This is a genomic window from Pseudomonas sp. R5-89-07 (assembly GCF_003851685.1).
In the GTDB taxonomy this organism is placed as follows: Bacteria; Pseudomonadota; Gammaproteobacteria; order Pseudomonadales; family Pseudomonadaceae; genus Aquipseudomonas.
In genome coordinates this window covers 2,785,158-2,806,638 of record NZ_CP027727.1, presented here as the reverse complement: position 1 = coordinate 2,806,638, position 21,481 = coordinate 2,785,158, and the positions used below count along the sequence as shown (strand labels likewise).

Annotated in this window: 22 protein-coding genes; 11 read left to right on the top strand and 11 right to left on the bottom strand. The window is 61.5% G+C overall.

Annotated features, from left to right (window positions below):
- Positions 1-72: 72 nt before the first annotated feature.
- Both C4J94_RS12780 and C4J94_RS12775 read left to right on the top strand, forming a co-directional pair.
- Complete coding sequence (locus tag C4J94_RS12780) at positions 73-1,659, top strand: ABC-F family ATPase (RefSeq protein WP_124386495.1); 1,587 nt, start codon at positions 73-75, stop codon at positions 1,657-1,659.
- Between the two features lie 166 nt (positions 1,660-1,825).
- Positions 1,826-2,998: an MFS transporter gene (locus C4J94_RS12775; protein WP_124386494.1), complete on the top strand. Its 1,173-nt coding sequence runs from the start codon at positions 1,826-1,828 to the stop codon at positions 2,996-2,998.
- Here C4J94_RS12775 and C4J94_RS12770 read toward each other — a convergent pair.
- Both C4J94_RS12770 and C4J94_RS12765 read right to left on the bottom strand, forming a co-directional pair.
- The gene (locus C4J94_RS12770; protein WP_124386493.1) at positions 2,992-4,029 is read right to left on the bottom strand and encodes a dienelactone hydrolase; all 1,038 of its coding nucleotides are present in this window, start codon (positions 4,027-4,029) and stop codon (positions 2,992-2,994) included. The two genes, C4J94_RS12775 and C4J94_RS12770, sit on opposite strands and share 7 nt — an antisense overlap.
- Positions 4,030-4,221: 192 nt before the next feature.
- Positions 4,222-4,833: an FMN-dependent NADH-azoreductase gene (locus C4J94_RS12765; RefSeq protein WP_124386492.1), complete on the bottom strand. Its 612-nt coding sequence runs from the start codon at positions 4,831-4,833 to the stop codon at positions 4,222-4,224.
- 125 nt (positions 4,834-4,958) lie between these two features.
- Here C4J94_RS12765 and C4J94_RS12760 point away from each other — a divergent pair, with 125 nt between their 5' ends.
- Both C4J94_RS12760 and C4J94_RS12755 read left to right on the top strand, forming a co-directional pair.
- Entirely contained in the window at positions 4,959-5,867 is a 909-nt protein-coding gene (locus C4J94_RS12760) for a LysR substrate-binding domain-containing protein (RefSeq protein ID WP_124386491.1), read from the top strand.
- The gene (locus C4J94_RS12755) at positions 5,864-6,220 is read left to right on the top strand and encodes an MmcQ/YjbR family DNA-binding protein (RefSeq protein WP_124386490.1); all 357 of its coding nucleotides are present in this window, start codon (positions 5,864-5,866) and stop codon (positions 6,218-6,220) included. Before C4J94_RS12760 ends, C4J94_RS12755 begins: the two co-directional genes overlap by 4 nt.
- Here the strand turns inward: C4J94_RS12755 and C4J94_RS12750 are convergent.
- Positions 6,209-6,592 carry a DUF1294 domain-containing protein gene (locus tag C4J94_RS12750; RefSeq protein ID WP_124386489.1) on the bottom strand — a complete coding sequence of 128 codons (384 nt, stop codon included), beginning with the start codon at positions 6,590-6,592 and terminating at the stop codon, positions 6,209-6,211. The genes C4J94_RS12755 and C4J94_RS12750 overlap by 12 nt on opposite strands.
- Positions 6,589-7,419 carry an undecaprenyl-diphosphate phosphatase gene (locus C4J94_RS12745; RefSeq protein ID WP_124386488.1) on the bottom strand — a complete coding sequence of 277 codons (831 nt, stop codon included), beginning with the start codon at positions 7,417-7,419 and terminating at the stop codon, positions 6,589-6,591. Before C4J94_RS12745 ends, C4J94_RS12750 begins: the two co-directional genes overlap by 4 nt.
- A gap of 228 nt (positions 7,420-7,647) precedes the next feature.
- On the opposite strand from C4J94_RS12745, the gene C4J94_RS12740 reads away from it, so the two are divergent.
- The 3 genes from C4J94_RS12740 (at position 7,648) to C4J94_RS12730 (ending at position 10,662) form a co-directional block, all read left to right on the top strand.
- Positions 7,648-9,282 carry a methyl-accepting chemotaxis protein gene (locus C4J94_RS12740; RefSeq protein ID WP_124386487.1) on the top strand — a complete coding sequence of 545 codons (1,635 nt, stop codon included), beginning with the start codon at positions 7,648-7,650 and terminating at the stop codon, positions 9,280-9,282.
- A 283-nt stretch (positions 9,283-9,565) separates the two neighbouring features.
- The gene (gene pnuC, locus C4J94_RS12735) at positions 9,566-10,129 is read left to right on the top strand and encodes a nicotinamide riboside transporter PnuC (RefSeq protein WP_124386486.1); all 564 of its coding nucleotides are present in this window, start codon (positions 9,566-9,568) and stop codon (positions 10,127-10,129) included.
- Entirely contained in the window at positions 10,126-10,662 is a 537-nt protein-coding gene (locus tag C4J94_RS12730; RefSeq protein ID WP_124388969.1) for an AAA family ATPase, read from the top strand. Before pnuC ends, C4J94_RS12730 begins: the two co-directional genes overlap by 4 nt.
- Here C4J94_RS12730 and xth read toward each other — a convergent pair.
- The 4 genes from xth to uvsE form a co-directional block, all read right to left on the bottom strand.
- Entirely contained in the window at positions 10,659-11,453 is a 795-nt protein-coding gene (gene xth, locus C4J94_RS12725; protein WP_124386485.1) for an exodeoxyribonuclease III, read from the bottom strand. The two genes, C4J94_RS12730 and xth, sit on opposite strands and share 4 nt — an antisense overlap.
- 226 nt (positions 11,454-11,679) lie before the next feature.
- On the bottom strand, positions 11,680-12,456 hold the full coding sequence (locus C4J94_RS12720; protein ID WP_124386484.1) for a nucleotidyltransferase domain-containing protein: 777 nt from the start codon (positions 12,454-12,456) through the stop codon (positions 11,680-11,682).
- The gene (locus C4J94_RS12715) at positions 12,453-12,932 is read right to left on the bottom strand and encodes an ATP-binding protein (RefSeq protein ID WP_124386483.1); all 480 of its coding nucleotides are present in this window, start codon (positions 12,930-12,932) and stop codon (positions 12,453-12,455) included. The genes C4J94_RS12720 and C4J94_RS12715 overlap by 4 nt, the downstream gene beginning before the upstream one ends.
- Positions 12,933-12,971: 39 nt before the next feature.
- Entirely contained in the window at positions 12,972-14,000 is a 1,029-nt protein-coding gene (gene uvsE / locus C4J94_RS12710) for a UV DNA damage repair endonuclease UvsE (protein WP_124386482.1), read from the bottom strand.
- Positions 14,001-14,212: 212 nt separating this feature from the next.
- Here uvsE and C4J94_RS12705 point away from each other — a divergent pair, with 212 nt between their 5' ends.
- Positions 14,213-14,635 carry a DUF2231 domain-containing protein gene (locus C4J94_RS12705; RefSeq protein ID WP_124386481.1) on the top strand — a complete coding sequence of 141 codons (423 nt, stop codon included), beginning with the start codon at positions 14,213-14,215 and terminating at the stop codon, positions 14,633-14,635.
- Complete coding sequence (locus C4J94_RS12700; RefSeq protein WP_124386480.1) at positions 14,632-15,924, top strand: sorbosone dehydrogenase family protein; 1,293 nt, start codon at positions 14,632-14,634, stop codon at positions 15,922-15,924. Before C4J94_RS12705 ends, C4J94_RS12700 begins: the two co-directional genes overlap by 4 nt.
- Before the next feature lie 42 nt (positions 15,925-15,966).
- Here C4J94_RS12700 and C4J94_RS12695 read toward each other — a convergent pair whose 3' ends face one another.
- A complete protein-coding gene (locus C4J94_RS12695) occupies positions 15,967-17,370 on the bottom strand; it encodes an MFS transporter (RefSeq protein WP_124386479.1) in 1,404 nt (467 codons plus the stop codon).
- Between the two features lie 142 nt (positions 17,371-17,512).
- Positions 17,513-18,043 carry a GNAT family N-acetyltransferase gene (locus C4J94_RS12690; RefSeq protein WP_124386478.1) on the bottom strand — a complete coding sequence of 177 codons (531 nt, stop codon included), beginning with the start codon at positions 18,041-18,043 and terminating at the stop codon, positions 17,513-17,515.
- A 301-nt stretch (positions 18,044-18,344) separates the two neighbouring features.
- Between C4J94_RS12690 and proP the strand changes: the two genes are divergently transcribed.
- Positions 18,345-19,847 carry a glycine betaine/L-proline transporter ProP gene (gene proP, locus C4J94_RS12685; RefSeq protein WP_124386477.1) on the top strand — a complete coding sequence of 501 codons (1,503 nt, stop codon included), beginning with the start codon at positions 18,345-18,347 and terminating at the stop codon, positions 19,845-19,847.
- A gap of 50 nt (positions 19,848-19,897) precedes the next feature.
- Positions 19,898-20,404, top strand: a complete 507-nt coding sequence (locus tag C4J94_RS12680) for a GAF domain-containing protein (protein ID WP_124386476.1) — start codon at positions 19,898-19,900, stop codon at positions 20,402-20,404.
- Positions 20,405-20,530: 126 nt separating this feature from the next.
- On the opposite strand, the gene C4J94_RS12675 is transcribed toward C4J94_RS12680, so the two are convergent.
- Positions 20,531-21,427: an AraC family transcriptional regulator gene (locus C4J94_RS12675; RefSeq protein ID WP_124386475.1), complete on the bottom strand. Its 897-nt coding sequence runs from the start codon at positions 21,425-21,427 to the stop codon at positions 20,531-20,533.
- Between the last annotated feature and the right edge of the window lie 54 nt (positions 21,428-21,481).

The following is a 21,481-nucleotide window of genomic DNA, read 5'->3' as shown; positions in this document are numbered from 1 at the left end:
CTTGATGTCGCTGTTGACGCATGCCTGAAGGCGTCTGCCGTCACGCTCGCAACCCATTGATAGGTAAAGTAATTGATCTCCACAGCTAACATCACCATGCAGTTCGGCGCCAAGCCGCTCTTCGAGAACGTCTCGGTCAAGTTCGGCGCCGGCAACCGCTATGGTTTGATCGGTGCCAACGGTTGCGGCAAGTCGACCTTCATGAAAATCCTGGGTGGCGACCTCGACCCGTCCGGCGGCCAGGTCATGCTGGAACCGAACGTGCGTCTGGGCAAGCTGCGCCAGGACCAGTTCGCCTACGAAGAATTCACCGTGCTCGACACCGTGATCATGGGCCACGAAGAGCTGTGGAAGGTCAAGGCCGAGCGCGACCGCATCTATTCGCTGCCGGAAATGAGCGAAGAAGACGGCATGGCCGTGGCCGAGCTGGAAACCGAGTTCGCCGAGATGGACGGCTATACCGCCGAATCTCGCGCTGGCGAGCTGTTGCTGGGCCTGGGTATCGGCATCGAGCAACACTTCGGCCCGATGAGCGAAGTTTCGCCAGGCTGGAAACTGCGCGTGTTGCTGGCGCAGGCACTGTTCTCCGATCCGGAAGTGCTGTTGCTCGACGAACCGACCAACCACCTGGACATCAACACCATCCGCTGGCTGGAAAACATCCTGACCCAGCGTAACAGCCTGATGATCATCATCTCTCACGACCGTCACTTTCTGAACAGCGTGTGCACCCACATGGCTGACCTGGACTACGGCGAGCTGCGCCTGTTCCCGGGCAACTACGACGAGTACATGACCGTGGCGACCCAGTCCCGCGAGCAGCTGCTGTCGGACAACGCCAAGAAGAAGGCGCAGATCTCGGAACTGCAATCGTTTGTCAGCCGCTTCTCGGCCAACGCCTCGAAAGCCAAGCAGGCCACGTCCCGCGCCAAGGCGATCGACAAGATCCAGCTGGCCGAGGTCAAGCCTTCGAGCCGTGTGAGCCCGTTCATCCGTTTCGATCAGAACAAGAAGCTGCACCGTCAGGCTGTCATGGTCGAAAAAATGGCCAAAGGTTTCGACGGCAAGCCGTTGTTCAAGGATTTCAGCTTTCAGGTTGAAGCCGGCGAACGCGTGGCGATCATCGGCCCGAACGGTATTGGCAAGACCACCCTGCTGCGCACCCTGGTCAACGAACTGACGCCGGATGCCGGTAGCATCAAGTGGACCGACGCCGCAGAACTGGGCTACTACGCTCAGGACCACGCCCATGACTTCGAAGACGACGTCACCCTGTTCGACTGGATGGGCCAGTGGACCCAGGGCGAGCAAATGATCCGTGGCACCCTGGGCCGCATGCTGTTTTCCAACGACGAAATCCAGAAGTCGGTGAAGGTGATCTCCGGTGGTGAACAAGGTCGCATGCTGTTCGGCAAGCTGATCCTGCAAAAGCCGAACGTGCTGATCATGGACGAACCGACCAACCACTTGGACATGGAATCCATCGAAGCGCTGAACCTGGCGCTGGAGAACTACCCAGGCACGCTGATTTTCGTCAGCCATGACCGTGAGTTCGTATCGTCCCTGGCCACCCGCATCATCGAATTGAGCGCAGACGGCGTAATCGACTTCAGCGGCACCTACGACGACTACCTGCGCAGCCAGGGTGTGGTGTTTTAAGCACTGCTATTAGCGGTTAACTGTGGGAGGGGGCTTGCCCCCGATGGCAGTGCCTCAGTCAATACATCCATTGACTGACACTCCGCTATCGGGAGCAAGCCCCCTCCCACATTTGCTACCGGGGTATGCCATCATGGCCATACCGCCCGCCAGCGAATGAGTTCACATGCCTGCCGCCCCCTCCTCCCTGTCGATCACCCTGCAGATCGTCTCCATCGTCTTCTACACGTTCATCGCCTTTATCTGCATCGGCCTGCCGATTGCGGTGATTCCAGGCTATGTGCACGAACATCTTGGCTACAGCGCCGTGGTGGCCGGCGTCACCATCGGTTCGCAGTATCTGGCTACCTTGCTCAGTCGGCCGATGGCCGGGCGCATGTCGGATAACGTCGGCACCAAGCGCGCGATTGTGCTGGGCCTGGCCGGAATCCTGATCAGTGGCGTGCTGACGTTTATCGCGGTGCTCCTTGAGGGCATACCGACGGTGAGCCTGGCGGTGCTGATCGTCGGCCGGTTGCTGCTGGGCGTGGCCCAGAGCCTGATTGGCGTGGGCACCATCAGTTGGTGCATGGGTGCGGTCGGCACCGAGCACACCGCCCGTTCGATCTCCTGGAATGGCATCGCCTCCTACGGCGCTATCGCCATCGGCGCGCCGCTGGGGGTGGTGATGGTGGCCGACTATGGCTTTGCCAGCCTGGGCCTGGCGCTGACCGGGCTGGCCGCATTGGGCCTGGTGCTGATCCGCAACAAACCCTCGGTGCCGGTGGTGCGCGGCGAGCGCCTGCCGTTCTGGGCGGTGTTTGGACGTATCGCCCCGTTCGGCGCCAGCCTGTGCCTGGCCTCGATCGGCTACGGCACGCTGACTACTTTCATCACTTTGTACTACCTCAACCGCGGCTGGACTGGCGCGGCGTATTGCCTGACGGTGTTTGGCGTGTGTTTTATCGCGTCGCGCCTGCTGTTCATTTCGGCCATCAGCCGCGTGGGCGGTTTCACCGCCGCCATCGCCTGCATGCTCATCGAGACCCTGGGCCTTACACTGCTGTGGCTGGCGCCGTCGACCGGCGTGGCGCTGATCGGCGCGGGATTGACCGGTTTCGGCTTGTCACTGGTCTACCCGGCGCTCGGGGTGGAGGCCATCAAGCGCGTGCCGGACAGCAGCCGTGGCGCCGGGCTGAGTGCGTACGCGGTATTTTTCGACCTGGCCCTGGCGATTGCCGGACCGTTGATGGGCGCGGTGGCACTGAACCTCGGCTACGGCTGGATCTTCTTCTGCGCGGCGCTGCTGTCCGTCACCGCACTGACGTTGACCGTGCTGCTCAAGCGTCGCGCTTACTGATCAGCCGTTTGTAACCCGGCGCGGGTGGCCTCGCCGAGGGTGTGACTGAAAAAACGCCCCGCCTCGGAAATCAGATCGCGATGGATACCTTCGCGGTCCACACCGTCGGCGTCGGTGCAGATGGCCGGCATGGTTGCCAATTGGTCACTGTCGCACGGCGCCATGAACACGAAGTGCCCTGCCCCGGCCAGCAGTTTGAAGTCCGGCGGCTCCGGCAGCTTGCGCGCCAGGGCGGCGGCATTCTTGTCCACAGCCACCAATTTGTCACCGTCGCCGCTGTAGAGCAGCACCGGTACGTGCACGTCAGCCAGAGTATGGCGACCAAACATCAGGCTCAGCGGCGCCATCAGCATCAGCGCGTGGATGCGCGGGTCGGCTTGGGGCTGCAGGTCGTCACGGTCGACCACCAGTTCACCTTTGGTGGTACAGGCGTCACGGTCCTCCGGGCGCTGCTGGCAATAGCGGCGCAGGCGTTCGAAGTCAGGCTTGGCACCCGCCAGGATCAACGCGGTTTCGCCGCCGGCCGAATAGCCGATGACTCCCACTTGGTCGATGTCGACGAAGGGCGACAGCATCGGATCATCCAGGGTCGCGGTGATCGCCTGGGAAATCTGAATCGGTCGGCCATACAAATTGCTCACCGTGCCCAGGCGGCTGTGATCCTTGTAGTTGTCGCCGGGGTGCAGCACCGCCACCACCACAAAGCCCTTGCGCGCCAGCGAAGTGGCCAGGTCATGCAGGGCCAGCGGTGTACCGGTATTGCCGTGGGACAACATCAGCATCGGGAAACGGCCGATAGCGACTTTGGCATCTTCGCCGGCCGCCACATGATAGGCGCCCAATACCGTAGTGTGCTCGGCGTCGGTGGAGGGATAAAACGCAATGGCCTTCATCGGCTGCGCATCCAGCGGGTCGAGCACGCTCATGCGATGAAAGCCCACGCTCCAATGCGGGTGCGGCGCAGGCGCGGCGTGCACTGAAAGCAGGCCGCCGCAGAGGGTAAGAACCAGAACAGCACAGAGTCGCATCATGGGATGTCCACCTTTGCTGCATGAGAGCCGGTAGGTCGTATAAAAATTCCGGGGTAATGAACCCAAGCCTGCATAACCTGGGCCATAAAACAAAAAAACTCCGTACTCCGCTCGCGCTCAGGCGACCAGAATACAGAGTTTAGGCGCCCGGCTTCAGATTGAAACCGGGCGAGGCGCAAATTTACATAAGCCTTACGCAGCGGCGAACAATTGTTCGTTAATAAGCACGTTGGCGTCGCTCAACGCTTTGCTGCGCACTTCGTCGCCGTAGGCCAGGCCTTCAGCGCGCACGATTTCGATATCGGTGATGCCGAGGAAACCGAACAGCAACTTCAGGTAACCTTCATGGGCGGCGCCCGACGCCTGGCCGGAGTGCAGGCCACCGGCGGTAGAGACAATGATGACCTTCTTGTTGCCGCACAGGCCTTCAGGGCCGGCTTCGGTGTAGCGGAAGGTCTGGCCGGCGACGGCGATGCGGTCGATCCAGGCCTTGAGCTGGGTCGGGATGGTGAAGTTGTACATCGGTGCACCCACCACCACGGCATCGGCGGCGAGGAATTCAGCCAGCGACGACGCGCTCAGTTCGGCTTCATGCTTTTGCGCGGCATCGCGTAGTTCGGCGGCGGTGCCCAAGGCACCCAGGGTGGCGCCGGAGAAATGGTTGATCCCTTCGCTGGCCAGGTCACGGTAAGTCACTTCAACGCCCGCTTCGGCGGCCTGCCAGGCCTTGACCACACCGGCGCTGAGCTGACGGGAAGCCGAGTTGTCGCCGAGGATGCTGGAATCGATATGCAACAGTTTCATGGTGAGTCTCCGAGGTGGGATCGTCAGGGGCGATCAGATGGTGTTGATGCTACGCACCCAACCAATGGTCGATAAGCCACCTGCAATGCGATAGATTGTCCTACTGACGGGACAATAGGCTGACCATGCAAGACCTCAATGACCTCTACTATTTTGCCAAAGTCGTCGAAGCCGGCGGATTCGCCGCTGCCGGCCGCCTGTTGGGGATCCCCAAATCGCGACTGTCGCGGCGCATTGCCGAGCTCGAAGAACGCCTTGGCGCACGCCTGCTGCAACGCACCACCCGGCAACTGACCCTGACCGCCGTCGGCGAACGCTACCTGCGCCATTGCCAGGCGATGCTGCTGGAAGCGGAGATGGCCGATGAGGCGGTGGCCAGCATGTCCAGCGAGCCCCGTGGGCGTCTGCGGGTCACGTGCCCGGTAGGCCTGGCCCAACAGATCCTGCCGGAATTGGTTGCAGGATTCCTCGCTGCACACCCGCTGGTGCAACTGGACATGACCTTGGTCAACCGGCGCGTCGACCTGGTGGCCGAAGGCATCGACGTCGCGCTGCGCGTGCGCGAACTGGGCGACGAAGACCCGTTGCTGGTCACTAAGCGCTTGCGCCAGGCGCACACCGTGCTGGTGGCCAGCCCGGCGTTCATGCGTGATCGGCGGGTCGAAACACTGGAAGACCTCAAGCAGTTGCCGATAATGGGCGCGCTTGAGGCAGACCGCATGGTGCACCAACGCATCATCGACCCACAGGGTAACGCCCACGAGCTGGTCATGGAGGCTCGCCTGGGAATCGAAGATTTCATCGTACGCAAGACCAGCGCCCTCATGGGCGTGGGCTTCACGGTGCTACCGATGATGTATTGCGAGGAGGAATTGGCCAGCGGCCGGCTGGTGCAACTGCTGCCGCAATGGTCGCTGCCCGGCGGCTGGTTGCAGGCGGTGTACCCGCACCGGCGCGGCGTGCAGCCGGCTATCCGCGCCTGGATCGATTACCTGGAAGAAGGCTTCAAGGGCTGTGGAGATCGCCTGTTATGAGCATGACCGAAGCACAAGTCGCGCAATTCTGCCTGAGCCTGCCGGGCGCGCGTGAAGACTACAAATGGGGCGGCGTGCGGGTGTTCTCGATCGCCGGCAACAAGATGTTCGCGCTGCAGAACCTGCGCGGCGACTCACTGGCGTTCAAGGTCGACAAGGAACTGTTCCTCGGCCATGTCGACCGCCCGGGCATCCACCCGGCGCCCTACCTGGCACGCGCGCAGTGGATCATCATGAACACGCCCTACCCGCTGGGGCCCGAGGAACTGCGTGGCTTGTTGCAGCGCTCCCACCAGTTGGTGGTGAGCAAGCTGCCCAAGCGCACACAGGTCGGGTTGCTGCTAGAGGATTGAAAGCAGCGTACCGCCGAGAAACAGCTGGTCCAGCCAGAACACCTGATGCAGCAGCACGATCACCCAGAACAGCACCTGGTAGGACACTTTGCGCGTCTTGTGCCGGAACACCTGCTGTGCGATCAGCGCACCCGGCCAACCGCCCGCCAGCTCGACCGCGTGCAGGATGTTTTCCGGGATGCGCCGGGCCTCGGTCTGCGCCTTGCGCTTGTCGCTCCAGTACAGAAAGAACGCCATCACGCTGACCACGCCGTAAGCCGCCAGCGGGATGACAGTGTCGCCACGATGCCAAAGCAGCGCCGAACCCAGCAGTGGCGCGGCGCACAGCAGTACAAAGATCACTGCTTTCAGGCGCGGATGCTGCATATTCATGGCTTGACCGCTGTCCAGTCGATCCAGCCGAATTGCCAGGTCGCCAGGATCACCAGACCGAACGCGATGCGGTACCAGGCAAAGGCTGCGTAGCTGTGGTTGGCGATAAACTTGAGCAGGCCCTTGACCGCGATCATCGCGAAGATGAACGAGGTGACAAAACCAATGGCGAACACCGGCAGGTCCGCCGGCTGGAACAGGTCGCGGTATTTGTAGCCCGAGTACAGCGCAGCACCGACCATGGTCGGCATGGCCAGGAAGAACGAAAACTCGGTGGCGGTCTTGCGCGACAGGCCGAACAACAGGCCGCCGATAATCGTGGCCCCGGAGCGCGAAGTACCGGGGATCATGGCCAGGCACTGGGCCACGCCGACCTTGAGCGCGTCTTTCCAGGTGATCTCGTCGACGGTTTCGGCATGAACGGCATGTTGACGACGTTCCGCCCACAACATGATCACGCCACCCACCACCAGTGCCGTGGCCACGGTGATTGGGTTGAACAGGTAATGCTTGATCAGGTCAGCGAAAATCACCCCCAGGACCACTGCCGGCAATACGGCGATGATCAGGTTTACGGTAAACCGCTGGGCATTGCGCTGGGTAGGCAAGCCGACGACCACATCGAGGATCTTGCGGCGAAACTCCCAGACCACTGCGAGGATCGCGCCCAGCTGGATAATGATATTGAAGGCCTCGAAACGCTCGCCGCCGAAGTTGATCAGGTCAGCGACAATGATCTGGTGGCCGGTGCTGGAGATCGGCAGGAACTCTGTCAGCCCCTCGACTACGCCAAGAATCAATGCCTGTATGGCGGTCCAAAAATCCATGCTTTCTCCAAAGGTCACGCGCCTGGCGTGCCTCTCAGTATTTTTTAAAGTTCACTGACAACGAGCACGCAGCAGCGCCCGGCGTTGATTCTCAATGCCGGACTGCAAAAATTGCGTGAAAAATCAGGCAGTACTCAGGTTTTTCGATTACGGGCCGAAAGCCTATCAGACAAGCCGTAAAAGTCGATGCAACACCCACAATTATAAAAGGCACGGAGTGACAGGACGATGAACAGTTTGCGCAATATGTCGATCAGCCGACGCCTCTGGCTGATCCTGGTAGTCGCCGTGCTGATGCTGTTGACCTTGGGCGCGTTGATGCTCAAACAGATCCATGACGACCTTTACCAGGCCAAGCGCCTGCAGACCCAGCACGTGGTGCAAACCGCCAGCGGTGTGTTGAGCTATTACCAGAACCTGGAGAAAACCGGGGTGCTCACCCGCGAAGTGGCGCAACAGCAAGCCCTGAGCGCGGTGCGTGGCCTGCGTTACGACCACGACGATTACTTCTGGATCAACGACCTCACCCCCGTGATGATCATGCACGCGGCCAACCCCAAGCTGGACGGCCAGAACCTCTCGGCGATCCGCGACCCGGACGGGTTTGCCGTGTTCAATGAATTCGTGATCCTGGCCAAGGCCAAGGGTGCCGGCGTCATCAATTACCGCTGGCCCAAGCCGGGAGCCGATGCGCCGGTGCAGAAAACCTCCTATATCCAACTGTTTGAACCCTGGGGCTGGATCATCGGCTCGGGCGTCTACGTGGACGACGTACAGGCCGAATTCACCGGCCAGGTATGGAAAGCCTCGGCGATCGGCGTGGGCATCGCGCTGATCATGACCCTGCTGGTGCTGTTGATCGCGCGCAGCATCGTGCAGCCGTTGCAGGCCGCGGTGAACGCCATGGGCAATATCGCCAGCGGCGAAAGTGACCTGACCCGTAGCCTGGATACTCACGGGCGCGACGAGGTCACCCTGCTGTCCCAGCACTTCAACACCTTCACCGCCAAGCTGCGCCAGGTGGTCGGCCAATTGCAGGTGTGCGCCAACGCCCTGGGAGAGTCGTCGACCGAGCTGGGCCACAACGCCAGCCAGGCCCACGACCGCAGCCAGCAGCAGTCGCAGCAGATGGAACTGGTGGCCACCGCCGTCAACGAAGTCACCTACGGCGTGCAGGACGTGGCCAAGAACGCAGAGCACGCCGCCAGCGAAATGCGCGATGCCCAGGCTCAGGCGCAACAAGGCCAGGTCAACATCGACAGCAGTCTGCAGCAGATCGACCAGCTTTCCAGCACCATCAGCCAGGCCGTTGAGGTGATCCGTACCCTGTCCAGTGAAAGCACACAGATCGGCGGCGTACTGGAAGTGATTCGTTCCATTGCCGACCAGACCAACTTGCTTGCCCTCAACGCGGCCATCGAGGCCGCCCGCGCCGGCGAGCAGGGGCGTGGCTTTGCCGTGGTGGCCGACGAAGTGCGCTTGCTGGCCCAGCGCACGCAGAAGTCCACCGCTGAAATCCAGACGATGATCGAGCGCCTGCAGGGCCATTCGGAAGCGGCGGTGAAGGTGATCAGCGACAGCCACAGCGCTTCGCAACTGACCATCGAACAAGCCGGCCTGGCCGGCGCCAGCCTCAATGCCATCGGCCAGGCGCTGCAAAACCTCAACGGCCTGAACGCCTCGATTGCCAGTGCCACCCTGCAACAGGCCCATGTGGTGGAAGACATCAACCAGAACGTCACCCAGGCGGCGGGTTTGTCCCACAGCACCGCGCTGGCGGCCGAGCAGTCGAGTGTGGCGAGCGCACAATTGCGCGGCTTGAGTGAGCAGCTTGATGGGCTACTGCGCCAATTCAAAGTCTGACGTTGGGATGGACTTGCGATAGCGGTGGGTCAGTAGAGATTGCAGATGACTGAACCACCGCCATCGGGGGCAAGCCCCCTCCCACATGTTGATTCGGTTTCGTGTGCAAGCAGCCACTTCATGAACAATGAAGATCCCCTGTGGGAGGGGGCTTGCCCCCGATAGCAATGGGTCAATCACCGCCGATAGCGACTGATCCCCAGCCTTCGGGAACGCTGCTGTTTGAGGATGGATGACCTGTAGGTACAATCAGCGCCCTCTTCCACTCTCCCAAGGAACCGCCATGTCCGGGCTTGAATTGTTCGCCGCCGCCTTGGGGGTGATCGCTGTCTGGCTGACGGTCAAGCAAAACCCCTGGTGCTGGCCCATCGGCCTGGTGATGGTGTTGCTCTACACCTGGGTGTTCTACGACGTGAAACTCTATTCCGACATGCTGCTGCAGGTGGTCTACGCCGTGCTGCAACTCTACGGCTGGTGGCAATGGACCCGCGCCGGCGCGGTCAAGCAAGGCCGCCAGGTCAGCAGCCTGGGCTGGCCGGCAATCATGATCGGCCTGGCCATCGGCGCGGTATTCAGCCTGTTGCTCGGCGCCGCCATGGCCCACTGGACCGACGCCGCCCAGCCCTGGCTCGATGCAGCCCTCACCGGCTTCAGCCTGGTGGCGCAGGTGTGGATGGCGCAAAAACGCGTGCAGTGCTGGCCGTTGTGGATCGTGGTGGATGTGATTTTCGTCGGGCTGTTCCTCTACAAGGGCCTCTACCTCACCGCCGCGCTCTATGGGCTGTTCACCGTGATTGCCGTACAAGGCTGGCGTGAATGGCGCGCCGACCCGGCGTTGCGCGCATGAAGGTGGTGGTACTGGCAGGCCCTGAATCCAGCGGCAAAAGCTGGCTGGCGGCCGAACTTCACGCACACTTCGGCGGGTTGATGGTGGGTGAATACGTGCGCTATTTCATCGACCATCATCAGCGCGACACCTGCCTGGCGGACATCCCGGCCATCGCCCAGGGCCAGTTGGCCTGGGAAGACGCCGCTCGCGCCGCGCAGCCTGAATTGCTGATCCTCGACACGCACCTGCTGACCAACCAGCTCTGGAGCCAGACCCTGTTTGGCGACTGCCCCGGCTGGCTCGACCGCGAACTGCTGGCGCGTCACTACGACCTGCACCTGCTGCTGTCGCCGGAAGACGTGGAATGGAGCGCCGACGGCCAGCGCTGCCAACCGCAACTGGCGGATCGCCGCGCATTCTTCCAGGCCAGCCTGGACTGGATGCATGCGCATCGCCAGCCTGTGGTGGTGATCCGGGGCGACTGGCAGGCGCGCCGGGATGCCGCGTTTGCGGCCGTCGAGCGCCTGCTCGCGACTACGCCGGCCAGTTAACGCTTCTTGCGCGTACCGAGCTGAATCCACGTCGGCGCATGGTCGCTGGCATGCGCCTCGTTGCGCACCCAGGCGTCGACGCCCGCGTCCTTCAGATACGGCTTGAGCGCAGGGTTGAGCAACAAGTGATCGATGCGCAGGCCGGAATTCTTCTGCCAGTGCTGACGGAAATAATCCCAGAACGTATACACCCGCTCTTCGGGGTACAGATGGCGCACTGAGTCGGTCCAGCCCTGTTCGAGCAGGCGCTGATAGCAGGCGCGGCTTTCGGGTTGCAGCAACGCATCCTTGAGCCAGGAGCGCGGGTTATAGATGTCCAGGTCGGTGGGCACCACATTGAAATCCCCCGCCAGCACTATCGGATGATCACTGGCTTGCAACGCCTGGGCATAGTCGATCAGGCGTTCGAACCAGGCCAGTTTGTAGTCGAATTTCGGCCCCGGTTGCGGGTTGCCATTGGGCAGGTACAGGCAGCCGACCAACACGCCATGCACGGCCGCTTCGATATAACGGCTTTGCTCGTCGCTGTCATCACCGGGCAAGCCGCGCCGGCTTTCCAGCGGTTGCGCATCTTTGGCGAGAATCGCCACGCCGTTCCACGAGGCCTGGCCCAGGCAGATCGCGCCGTAGCCGGCCGCTTCGAAATCAGCAAAGGGAAACAGGCTTTCCGGCGCCTTGAGTTCTTGCAGGCAGACGATATCCGGCTGCTCGCGCGCCAGCCAATGCAGCAGGTTGGGCAGCCGGGCACGCAGGCCGTTGATGTTGAAGGTAGCGATTTTCAGCGCTTTCATGGGATGGGGTCCTTTCGGGGCTCTTGGGGTAGAGCCTGAAAGGCGTGCAGATGTTCCATCCAGACACAGGCCGCGGCCCTGATAACCGTCAGCCAAGGCGTACACCGTACCTGTGGCGAGGGAGCTTGCTCCCGCGGGACTGCGCAGCAGGCCCATTCTTTAGAGCTAAGAGCGGGGCCGCTTCGCGCCCCAGCGGGAGCAAGCTCCCTCGCCACAGGTTGTGGGTTTATTGCGGTTGTGACGTCATCCAGTCAATGAATGCATCAAGACGCAGCAGGAACGCCTCGCGCTCGGCGCTGGGATTTCTGGCTTCGAACAGGAAGTATGCGATTTGGGTGATCATTGTCGGGTAATGCTGCCGGAACATTGCCACATGCTCTTCCAGCGTTTGCGGCCACATCGATGCCTCTGGTGAGCGCAGCGTATGAGTGGAGCGAATCAATTTGCGTGCGGCTTCGCGCTGTAAGCGCAGACGCTGCTCCACTGCCTCGGCTTGAACAATAGCTGCACGATAACTGCCCAGCGCCTCGGCAAAATCACCATTAAGCGCCAGGGCGATGTCACGGGAGGGCCTGAATGGCTCGAACCGCACCGCGAGGTCATCGCCCCACAGGCATCGGCAATGATGCTTGAGCCAAAACCCCCAACGGTTGTGGTTCTCCGGCGCCAATGCCTGTTCGTGGTGACCCATATCGAAATCGACCTTGGTTACACAGGTATGCCGCTGCTCCAGCGCCAGCCGCGCCAGCTCAAGCTGCTCGAGCATGCGCGCGTCGGGGGCATCACGCAGGATCAGGGTGAGATCAAGGTCGGACGCTTCGGCATTGGCATCACCCCGGGCGACACTGCCATAAAGGTAAATGCCATCCATTCCGAATGCGGGCTGTGAAAGCGTCGCCACCACATCCGCCAGCAAGGGCTCGAACTCAGGCTGCACGGGCACCGCACCAACGGTGACAACATAGCCGTTGGCGTCAATACCGATAGGTCGTTCAGCACTCACGGTCGATGCACCTCGATCACCAACCCCTCCTCTTCACTGGGCACACAAAAGTGGCGGGTGATCAGGTCGAATTCGGCGTCGGTGGCGGCGAAATCATGCTCGCCGCTGGCGTTGCGTGCGTGCAGTCGAGCACGGCAGGCGGCGTCGTCCAGTTCCAGGTAATGCAGGCAATGCGTTACCTGGGCGGCCTGCGCCAGGCCAAGCAGCCATTCGCGATTGGCCAGGGTATTGGCCGGAAAATCCAGCACCACATTGGCGCCCGACTTGAGCAGCTCGATCACCAGCGGCTCCACCACACCGCGGATCTGCCGGGCACAGGCCAGGTAATCGGCGATGGTCTTGATCTGCCCGGGATACAGCGTGGCCAGCCAGTGGTCTTCGCTGAGCAGGATGGCAGCGTGATCAGTGGCCAGGCTGCTGGCGAGGGTAGACTTGCCGGATGCGATCTTGCCGCAGAGCAGGTGCAGGGTAGCCATGGAACGCTTCCTTTGTCGGGCGGTAAAGCATGCCATGTTTCAAGCCGCGCGTTGCTGCCAATACCGGTAGAACGCCAGGGCGGCCACGTTCTTGTCCTTGGCTTCGAGCATGATGTCGAAGCGGTCGAGAAACTGCAGCGCATAGTCGTTGGTCCAGCGGTTCCACATTTGCGCGCTGTGGGCGTAGAGGTCGCGCTTGGACACCACGTTCAACAAGGCTGCCATTTCCAGCTTGTGCTCGGCGTCAAACCCCAGCGCCTGCAGGCTTTCCTGGGGCTGGGAGTAATGCATGGTGGGCCGGACGCCACGCCAGCTGTCGATCACCTGGGCGACACGTGGCGAGTCGGGGTCGATGTAGTGGTCTTCGTTGATCCAGCAATGGTGAATGTCCAGCACCACCGGCGCCAGGTCGGCGACTTGCAGGCAATGGTCCAGGCCGTAGGTCTTTTCGTCATTCTCAAAGGTGATGCAGTTGCGCGCCACTTCGGACAGGCGCGACCACACCGCCCGCGTGCCCTCCACGCCCAGGCGCCCGGCGATGTGCACGTTGCACTTGAGGTCCTGGAAGCGGCGGCCGTAGCCCATCATGCGGATCATGTCGGCGTGGTATTCGAACTCGGCCAGGCTGTTCTCCACCACGCCGGGGTTTTCCGAGCCCAGCACACAGTACTGGCCAGGATGGAACGACAGGCGGATATCCGATGCCCGCGCCAGCTCACCGATGGCGGCAAAGCCTTCCTGCAATTGGCGCGCGATGGCTGGGTCCTGATACACGGCGGCCACTTTCGGGTGGCTGTAGAACGGCAGCAGATCACTGCTCAGGCGCAGCATACGCAAGGTCGGCGGCAGTTCGGCGACATAGGCCAGCAGGCGCAATTGCGCGGCCAGGTTGTGGGTGACCACCTCGACCAGTTTATCCCGCGCCACCTGCGGCTCGACGCTGTCCATCCAGCGCAGTGTGGTGGTGCGCGGGTTGAACGGGCCTTCGATCAGCTTCAGGGCGCTGGCGGACGGTAGCCGCTCGGGATGCTTGTACTGGCATGCAAAGCCGATGCGAGGATGGGTCATGGGAACGCCTGTCATAAGCAATCAGGGAAAGGGTTACAGGCTTAGGTGAGTCCTGTGGCCAAGGGTTCGAAAAACATCCCGATACGAACCCTGGGTGAACTTTCTCACAAATAGCGCGCTCCTTTCCTATGCAAAGTCTCTATGCAAAGTCTCTATGCAAAGTCATCGCACGTCTAACCAGGCGTGCCGAACGATAAGGAGCTGCCCCACTCATGACTACCCTCACCGCCTATCGCCGCACGCCGGGCCCGCTGCATGCGACCTTGCTCGCTGGCAGCGTGCCGCTGTTCCTGGGCGCCCTGCTCAGCGACATTGCCTACGGCCAGACCTACCAAATTCAATGGGCCAACTTCGCCTCCTGGCTGATCGCCGGCGCGCTGGTGTTCAGTGGGTTCGCCCTGTTGTTCGCCCTGGTCAATCTGGTGCGCGCCGAACGCAAGGCCGGGCGCCCTGCCGCCTACTTCCTGTTGTTGCTGGCCGCCTGGGTGTTGGGGCTGATCAACGCTTTCCAACATGCCAAGGATGCCTACGCCATGATGCCGACCGGGCTGGTGCTGTCGGTGGTCGTCACGCTGCTGGCGGTGGTGGCCACGTGGATCGGCCTGACTAACCTGCGTTCGGGAGCTACCCAATGAAAACCCTCCCCGCATTGACCCTGCTGAGCACAGCGCTGTTACTCACCGCGTGTGGCGGCGAAGGCGACAAGACCCAAGTCCATGGCCCCGACCCCAAGTTGCCAGCTCAACAAAGCAGCCTGCTGCCGAGCATGAAGATCGCCGAACCCGCAGCCTGGGGCGACCAGAAACCCAAGGTGCCGGAAGGCTATAGCATCACCGCCATCGCCACCGACCTGGCGATCCCGCGCCAAACCCTGGTGCTGCCCAACGGCGACATCCTCGTCGCTGAAGGCCGTGGCGGCAGTGCGGCCAAGCTCAAGCCCAAGGACGTGATCGCCAGCCTGATCAAGGCCGAGGGCAACACCAAGGTCAAAAGTGGTAACCGCATCACCCTGCTGCGTGACGCCGACGGTGACGGCACTTACGAACTGAAGACCGTGTTCGCCGAAAACCTCAACGCGCCCTATGGCCTGGCTTACGCCGACGGCAAAATCTACGTGGCCAACCAGGACGCGCTGGTGCGCTTGGACTACACCGACGGCCAGACCAAAGCCAGCGGCGCCCCGAGCAAACTCACTGACCTGCCGGCGCAGATCAATCACCACTGGACCAAGTCCTTGGCGGTGAGCGAGGACGGACGCCAGTTGTATGTAGGCATCGGCTCCAACAGCAACATCACCGAGCGCGGCATGGAAGTGGAAATCGACCGGGCGATGGTCTGGCAGATCGACGCCGCGACCGGCGCGCACAAGCCTTACGCCACCGGCCTGCGCAACCCCACCGCGCTGAGCATCCAGCCGGGCACGGGGCAATTGTGGACCGTGGTCAACGAGCGCGATGAACTGGGCCCGGACCTGGTGCCGGACTACCTCAGTTCGGTGCGCGAAGGCGCCTTCTACGGCTGGCCCTACAGCTACTGGGGCCAGAACGTCGACCCACGCGCGCAGCCGCAAAACCCGGCCAAGGTGGCCGCAGCGATCAAGCCCGATTACAGCCTGGGCTCGCACGTAGCGGCACTCGGTGTGGATTTTTCCATCCCGGCCATGGGCGAAAAATTCGCCGACGGCGTATTCATTGGCGAACACGGCAGTTGGAACCGCGACAACCCGGTGGGCTACAAGGTGATCTTCGTGCCGTTCAGCAACGGCAAGCCGGCCGGTGAGCCGGTGGACTTCGCCACGGGCTTTCGCGGCGAGGATGGCAAGACCCGTGGTCGTCCGGTGGGTGTGACGGTGGACCCCAAAGGCGCGCTGATCATCGCCGACGACCTGGCCAACACGGTCTGGCGGGTCACGCGCAATCAGTAAACCGACACGGCCGGAGCGGCTTGCCCGCTCCGGCACAGTGACTCAGAGGTCAGTAATTTCCTTGTGGCGCGGCACCAGCGTCTTCATCACGCTCCACGCTACCAAGTACGCCACGGCACAGATCGCAAACATGATCATGTAGCCGGTGTGGATGTCATTGATGGACTTGTAGTAATCGAATACCCAACCGCCAATCTTGGTCATCACCACTCCGCCCAAGCCCCCGGCCATGCCGCCGATACCCACCACCGAGGCGACGGTTTTCTGCGGGAACATGTCGGACACCGTGGTGAAGATATTGCACGACCACGCCTGGTGCGCCGAGGCGCCCACGCCGATCAGCAATACCGGCACCCAGAAGCTGATGTAGCCCAGCGGCTGCGCCAGCAACACCACCAGCGGGAACAGCGCGATCACCAGCATGGCTTTCATACGGCCATCATAGGGCGCATCGCCCCGTGCCATGAAGTAGCTGGGAAACCAGCCGCCACCGATACTGCCGACCATGGTCATGCTGTACAGCACGGCCAGCGGCATCACGATATCGGCGCCCTTCATGCCGTACTGCGCCGACAGGTAAGTGGGCAGCCAGAACAGAAAGAACCACCACACGCCGTCTGTCATGAACTTGCCGAAGGCAAAGGCCCAGGTCTGGCGATAGGTCAGCAACTTGAACCACGAGACTTTTTTCGCGGGGGCGTCCGCAGTGGTTGGGGTGAACGGCTGCACCGTCTGGTCACTGCGAATGTAGGCCAGCTCCTCGGCCGACAGGCGCTTTTGCTGCTCCGGCTTTTCGTACACCGCAGCCCACACCGCCACCCAGATGAAGCCCAGCATGCCGATAACCATGAAGGCTGCTTCCCAGCCCCACATGCCGGCGATCAACGGCACACAGATGGGCGCCAGGATCGCGCCGACGTTGGCGCCCGAGTTGAAGATCCCGGTGGCAAAGGAGCGTTCTTTCTTGGGGAAGTACTCGGCCGTGGCTTTGATCGCGATGGGAAAGTTGCCCGCCTCGCCAATCGCCAGCACCGCGCGTGACAACATGAAACCGGCAATCGACACCGGAATCACCGCCAGGCCGATGGCACTGCTGACCGCCGCGATGCCCTCACCCATCTGCACCGAGAACGCATGCATGATCGCGCCGGTAGACCAGATGCCGATGGCCACCACGTAGGCTGCCTTGGTGCCGATCTTGTCGACGAACCGCCCGGCAAACAGCATGGAAATCGCATAGACGAACTGGAAAACCGCCGCAATGTTGGCGTAATCGGTGTTGCTCCAGCCAAATTGCGTGGAGAGTTGCGGGGCCAACAGGCTGAGCACCTGGCGGTCGAGGTAGTTGACGGTGGTGGCGAAAAACAGCATCGCGCAGATCGTCCAGCGATAGCTGCCGACCGCCTGGCCAACACGATGGGCACTGATGGGCTCGTTCAGATTCATGGCATCACTTTTTATTTTTGTTAGGTAGGACATATGTAACGTCATATGTCGTCGTACAACTGTGGCTTTTATATCGAGGTGTTTGAACAGTGTCAATCTGAAAGATTGCTGTCAGCGAGGATTTGCGAGGGTGTAGAAAGTGTCAGGCCGAAGCAGTTGTAGGATGACAAGCGCGCATCACCAGGCTTGGCGCTTTACCGGGCACATCATCCAGCACCCCGAATGGCTGCATGCCGATCTTCTCCAGTACTCGGATAGAGGCGGCATGGTCCGGTCGAACCAGCCCGAAGACCTCCGGCAAACCCAGTGTGTCAAACGCCAGCACCAAGGCGTCGCGCCCCACCTCGGTGGCATAGCCCTGCCCCCAGGCCTCGACCGCGAAGCGATAACCGAGGTTGATGCGCGGCACTGTCAGGTAGTTGAGCGGTGCAATGCCGCCAAAACCGATGATGTGCTCGGGCGCCTCGCGCCGCGCAATCGCCCACCATCCATAGCCCAAGGCAGACCATTGATCCAGCCAACGCTCCAGCAGGCGCTGGGCGTCATCGATACTGACCATAGGGCCGGAAGGATTGAATAGATTGGTCTGCGGGTCGCCGAAGATGGCGAATAAGCGCCCGACGTCAGCAGGCTGTGGTTGGCGGTAGATGAGGCGTGAGTGGTTGTTTGGCATCAGATGACCTCCCTATTGGCCGCATAAGTCTAACCAGTAAGTCCCCGCCTCTGCAGGCACACAGCTGGACAATGTGGGAGGGGGCTTGCCCCCGATAGTGGTGGGTCAGCTTCAAATAGGCTGACTGGTACACCGCCATCGGGGGCAAGCCCCCTCCCACATTTGAATTAAGGACATTTTGGTTAATTCGAGAAAAAATAGCCCAGTGGGTGAATTATTTCGTGTCCGCTTGTATCTGAAGTGACAGAGCGGTGCCATCGCGGCGATGGCACCTCCCCGTTCAGCTTCTAGAGTGGCCCGCATGAAATTACGTAAGAAACGCGTCAAACCCATCGGTTTGAACGACATCACCATTGTCGACGACAACAAGATGCGCAAGGCGATCACCGCCGCCGCATTGGGCAATGCCATGGAATGGTTCGACTTTGGCGTCTATGGGTTTGTCGCCTATGTGCTGGGCAAGGTGTTCTTCCCCGACGCGTCCCCCAGCGTACAAATGATCGCTGCACTGGCCACCTTTTCCGTACCCTTCCTGATTCGTCCACTGGGCGGCCTGTTCTTCGGCGCACTGGGTGACAAGTACGGGCGGCAGAAAGTCCTGGCCGCCACTATCGTGATCATGTCCCTGAGCACCTTCGCCATCGGCCTGATTCCCGGCTATGCATCCATCGGCATCTGGGCACCGATCCTGTTGCTGCTGTGCAAAATGGCCCAGGGTTTCTCGGTGGGCGGCGAGTACACCGGCGCGTCGATTTTCGTCGCCGAATACGCTCCGGACCGCAAGCGCGGCTTCCTCGGCAGTTGGCTGGACTTCGGCTCGATTGCCGGCTTCGTCCTGGGTGCCGGCGTGGTGGTGTTGATTTCCACCGTGCTCGGCGAGGCGGACTTCGAAGCCTGGGGCTGGCGCCTGCCGTTTTTCCTGGCACTGCCGTTGGGCATGATCGGGCTGTACCTGCGCCATGCGCTGGAAGAGACCCCGGCATTCCAGCAACACGTGGACAAGCTCGAACAGGGCGACCGCGAAGGTCTGAGCCATGGCCCCAAGGTGTCATTCAAAGAGATCGCCACCAAGCACTGGCGCAGCCTGCTGACCTGCATTGGTATCGTCGCGGCCACCAACGTGACCTACTACATGCTGCTCACGTATATGCCCAGCTACCTGTCGCACAACCTGCACTACGCCGAAAACAGCGGTGTGCTGATCATCATCGCGATCATGGTCGGCATGCTGTTCGTGCAGCCGTTCATTGGTTTTGTCAGCGATAAGGTTGGCCGCAAACCCTTCATCATCGCCGGCAGCATCGGCCTGCTGTTCCTGTCCATCCCGGCGTTCATGCTGATTACCAGCGGCAAGACCGGGCTGATCTTCAGCGGCCTGCTTATCCTGGCGATTGTGCTTAACTTCTTTATCGGCGTGATGGCCTCCACGCTGCCGGCGATGTTCCCGACTCACCTGCGCTACAGCGCCCTGGCCAGCGCCTTCAACGTCTCGGTGCTGATTGCCGGTATCACCCCAACCGCAGTGGCCTGGCTGGTGGAAAGCACCAACGACCTGTACATGCCCGCTTACTACCTGATGGTGTTCGCCGTGGTTGGCCTGGTCACTGGCCTGACCATGAAGGAAACTGCGAACAAACCGCTGCGCGGCGCGGCTCCGGCGGCTTCCGACATGGAGGAAGCCAAGGAACTGCTGCAAGAGCACCACGACAATATCGAGCAGAAGATCGAAGACATCGACGCCGAAATTGCCGCGCTCCAGGCCAAGCGCGAGAACCTGGTGCAACAGCACCCACGGATTAACTAAGCCTGACTGTGCGTGGTCGCTGCCTGCGGCCACGCCATTGGAGTGTTCACATGGTTTCAAGCGTCACCCCTGCCCAATCGTTACTGAGCGCCGAAGAACGCGCCGCCATCGCAGAAATCGAAGCAACCACCAACATCCTTAAACTGGTCACCCGCCTGACCGGGATGCGTTTTGCCGGCATCGCCAAATTCACCGACCTGGAATGGGTGGTCTGCTCCGCCTACGACCCGATGCAAATGGGTATCCACGTCGATGACGTACTCGACCTGGAAACCACCTTGTGCAGTGAGTTCTGCATCGACCCGCAAGCCTTGTTCGTGCCGCAGATCAGCCATGACGGCCGCTTTGCCTCACGCCCGGTGGTCAAGCAGTACGCCATCGAGAGTTATGCCGGCGCGCCGATCTTCCTGCCCGACGGGCGCCTGTTCGGTGCGCTGTGCGCGCTGGATTCGCGTGCGATGCTGTTCGACGACCCCAACCTGCCGGAAACCCTGAGCCTGTTCGCGCGGCTGATCGGCTGCATCTTCTACGCTAACCTGGCCCCGGCAGACCACTGACACCCGCCCAGTCATGTAGGAGCGAGCTTGCTCGCGAAAAACGTCCAGGCAACGCGTTCATTCTGAATAAAAGCGGGAGGGCTGAGTTCTTCGCGAGCACGCTCGCTCCTACAAAAAACCTTGGTATTACACCCTGCCCCGCAGCGCGGCCATGTCGCGCTTGGGTGGCACGCCAAACAGCCGACTGTACTCGCGGCTGAACTGCGACGGGCTTTCATAGCCGACCTTGAACGCAGCACTGGACACGTCCTGGTGCTCGTTCAACATCAAGCGTCGTGCCTCGTTCAAGCGCAGCCACTTCTGATATTGCAACGGGCTCATCGAGGTCAGTTGCCGGAAGTGATGATGAAAGGTTGCCGCGCTCATCTGCACGCGTGCGGCCAGTTCTTCCACGCGCAGTGCGCTATCGAAATTCAATTTCAGCCAATCGATGGCCTTGGCGATCCGGTAGCCCTGCCCGTCCACCGAGCAGATCTGGCGCAGCCGGCCGGCCTGGTCGCTCTTCAACAAGCGGTAATGAATTTCACGCTGGATCAACGGCGCCAGCACCGGTATCGCTTCAGGCTCATCGAGCAGCGCCACCAGGCGGGCGAACGCCGCCAGCATGCCGTCGGTCACCGTGCCGATGCCCACCCCCTTCATCATGGCGCGCTCGCGGGTCGGCGGCAGGTCGCCCTGGGCGATCAGCTCGGCGAGCATGCGCAGGTCCAGCTTGAACATCAGCCCCAGGCACGGTTGCTCGGGGCTGGCGACCAGCACTTCGGAGTTGGCCGGGATATCCAGCGAAGTCACCAAAAATCGCGACGTGTCATAGGTATAGCCCTCGCCGCCCACCCACAACTGCTTCTCGCCCTGTACCACCAGTACGATGCTCGGCTCGACCATGCACACCACCGGTGCGGCCGGCTGTTCGCGGCGATAGAAGCCGAGGCCGGGAATCGGCATCGGGAAGTCGCCGGGCGACGGGACGCGAGCAGCGATGCACTGGGTCAGCGCGTTCAGCGGCGTTTGATGGGTCGTCATAGCGGGCCCTTCCGTTTTTTCACTCAACTGTTCTTGAGCAGACTTTACCCGCGC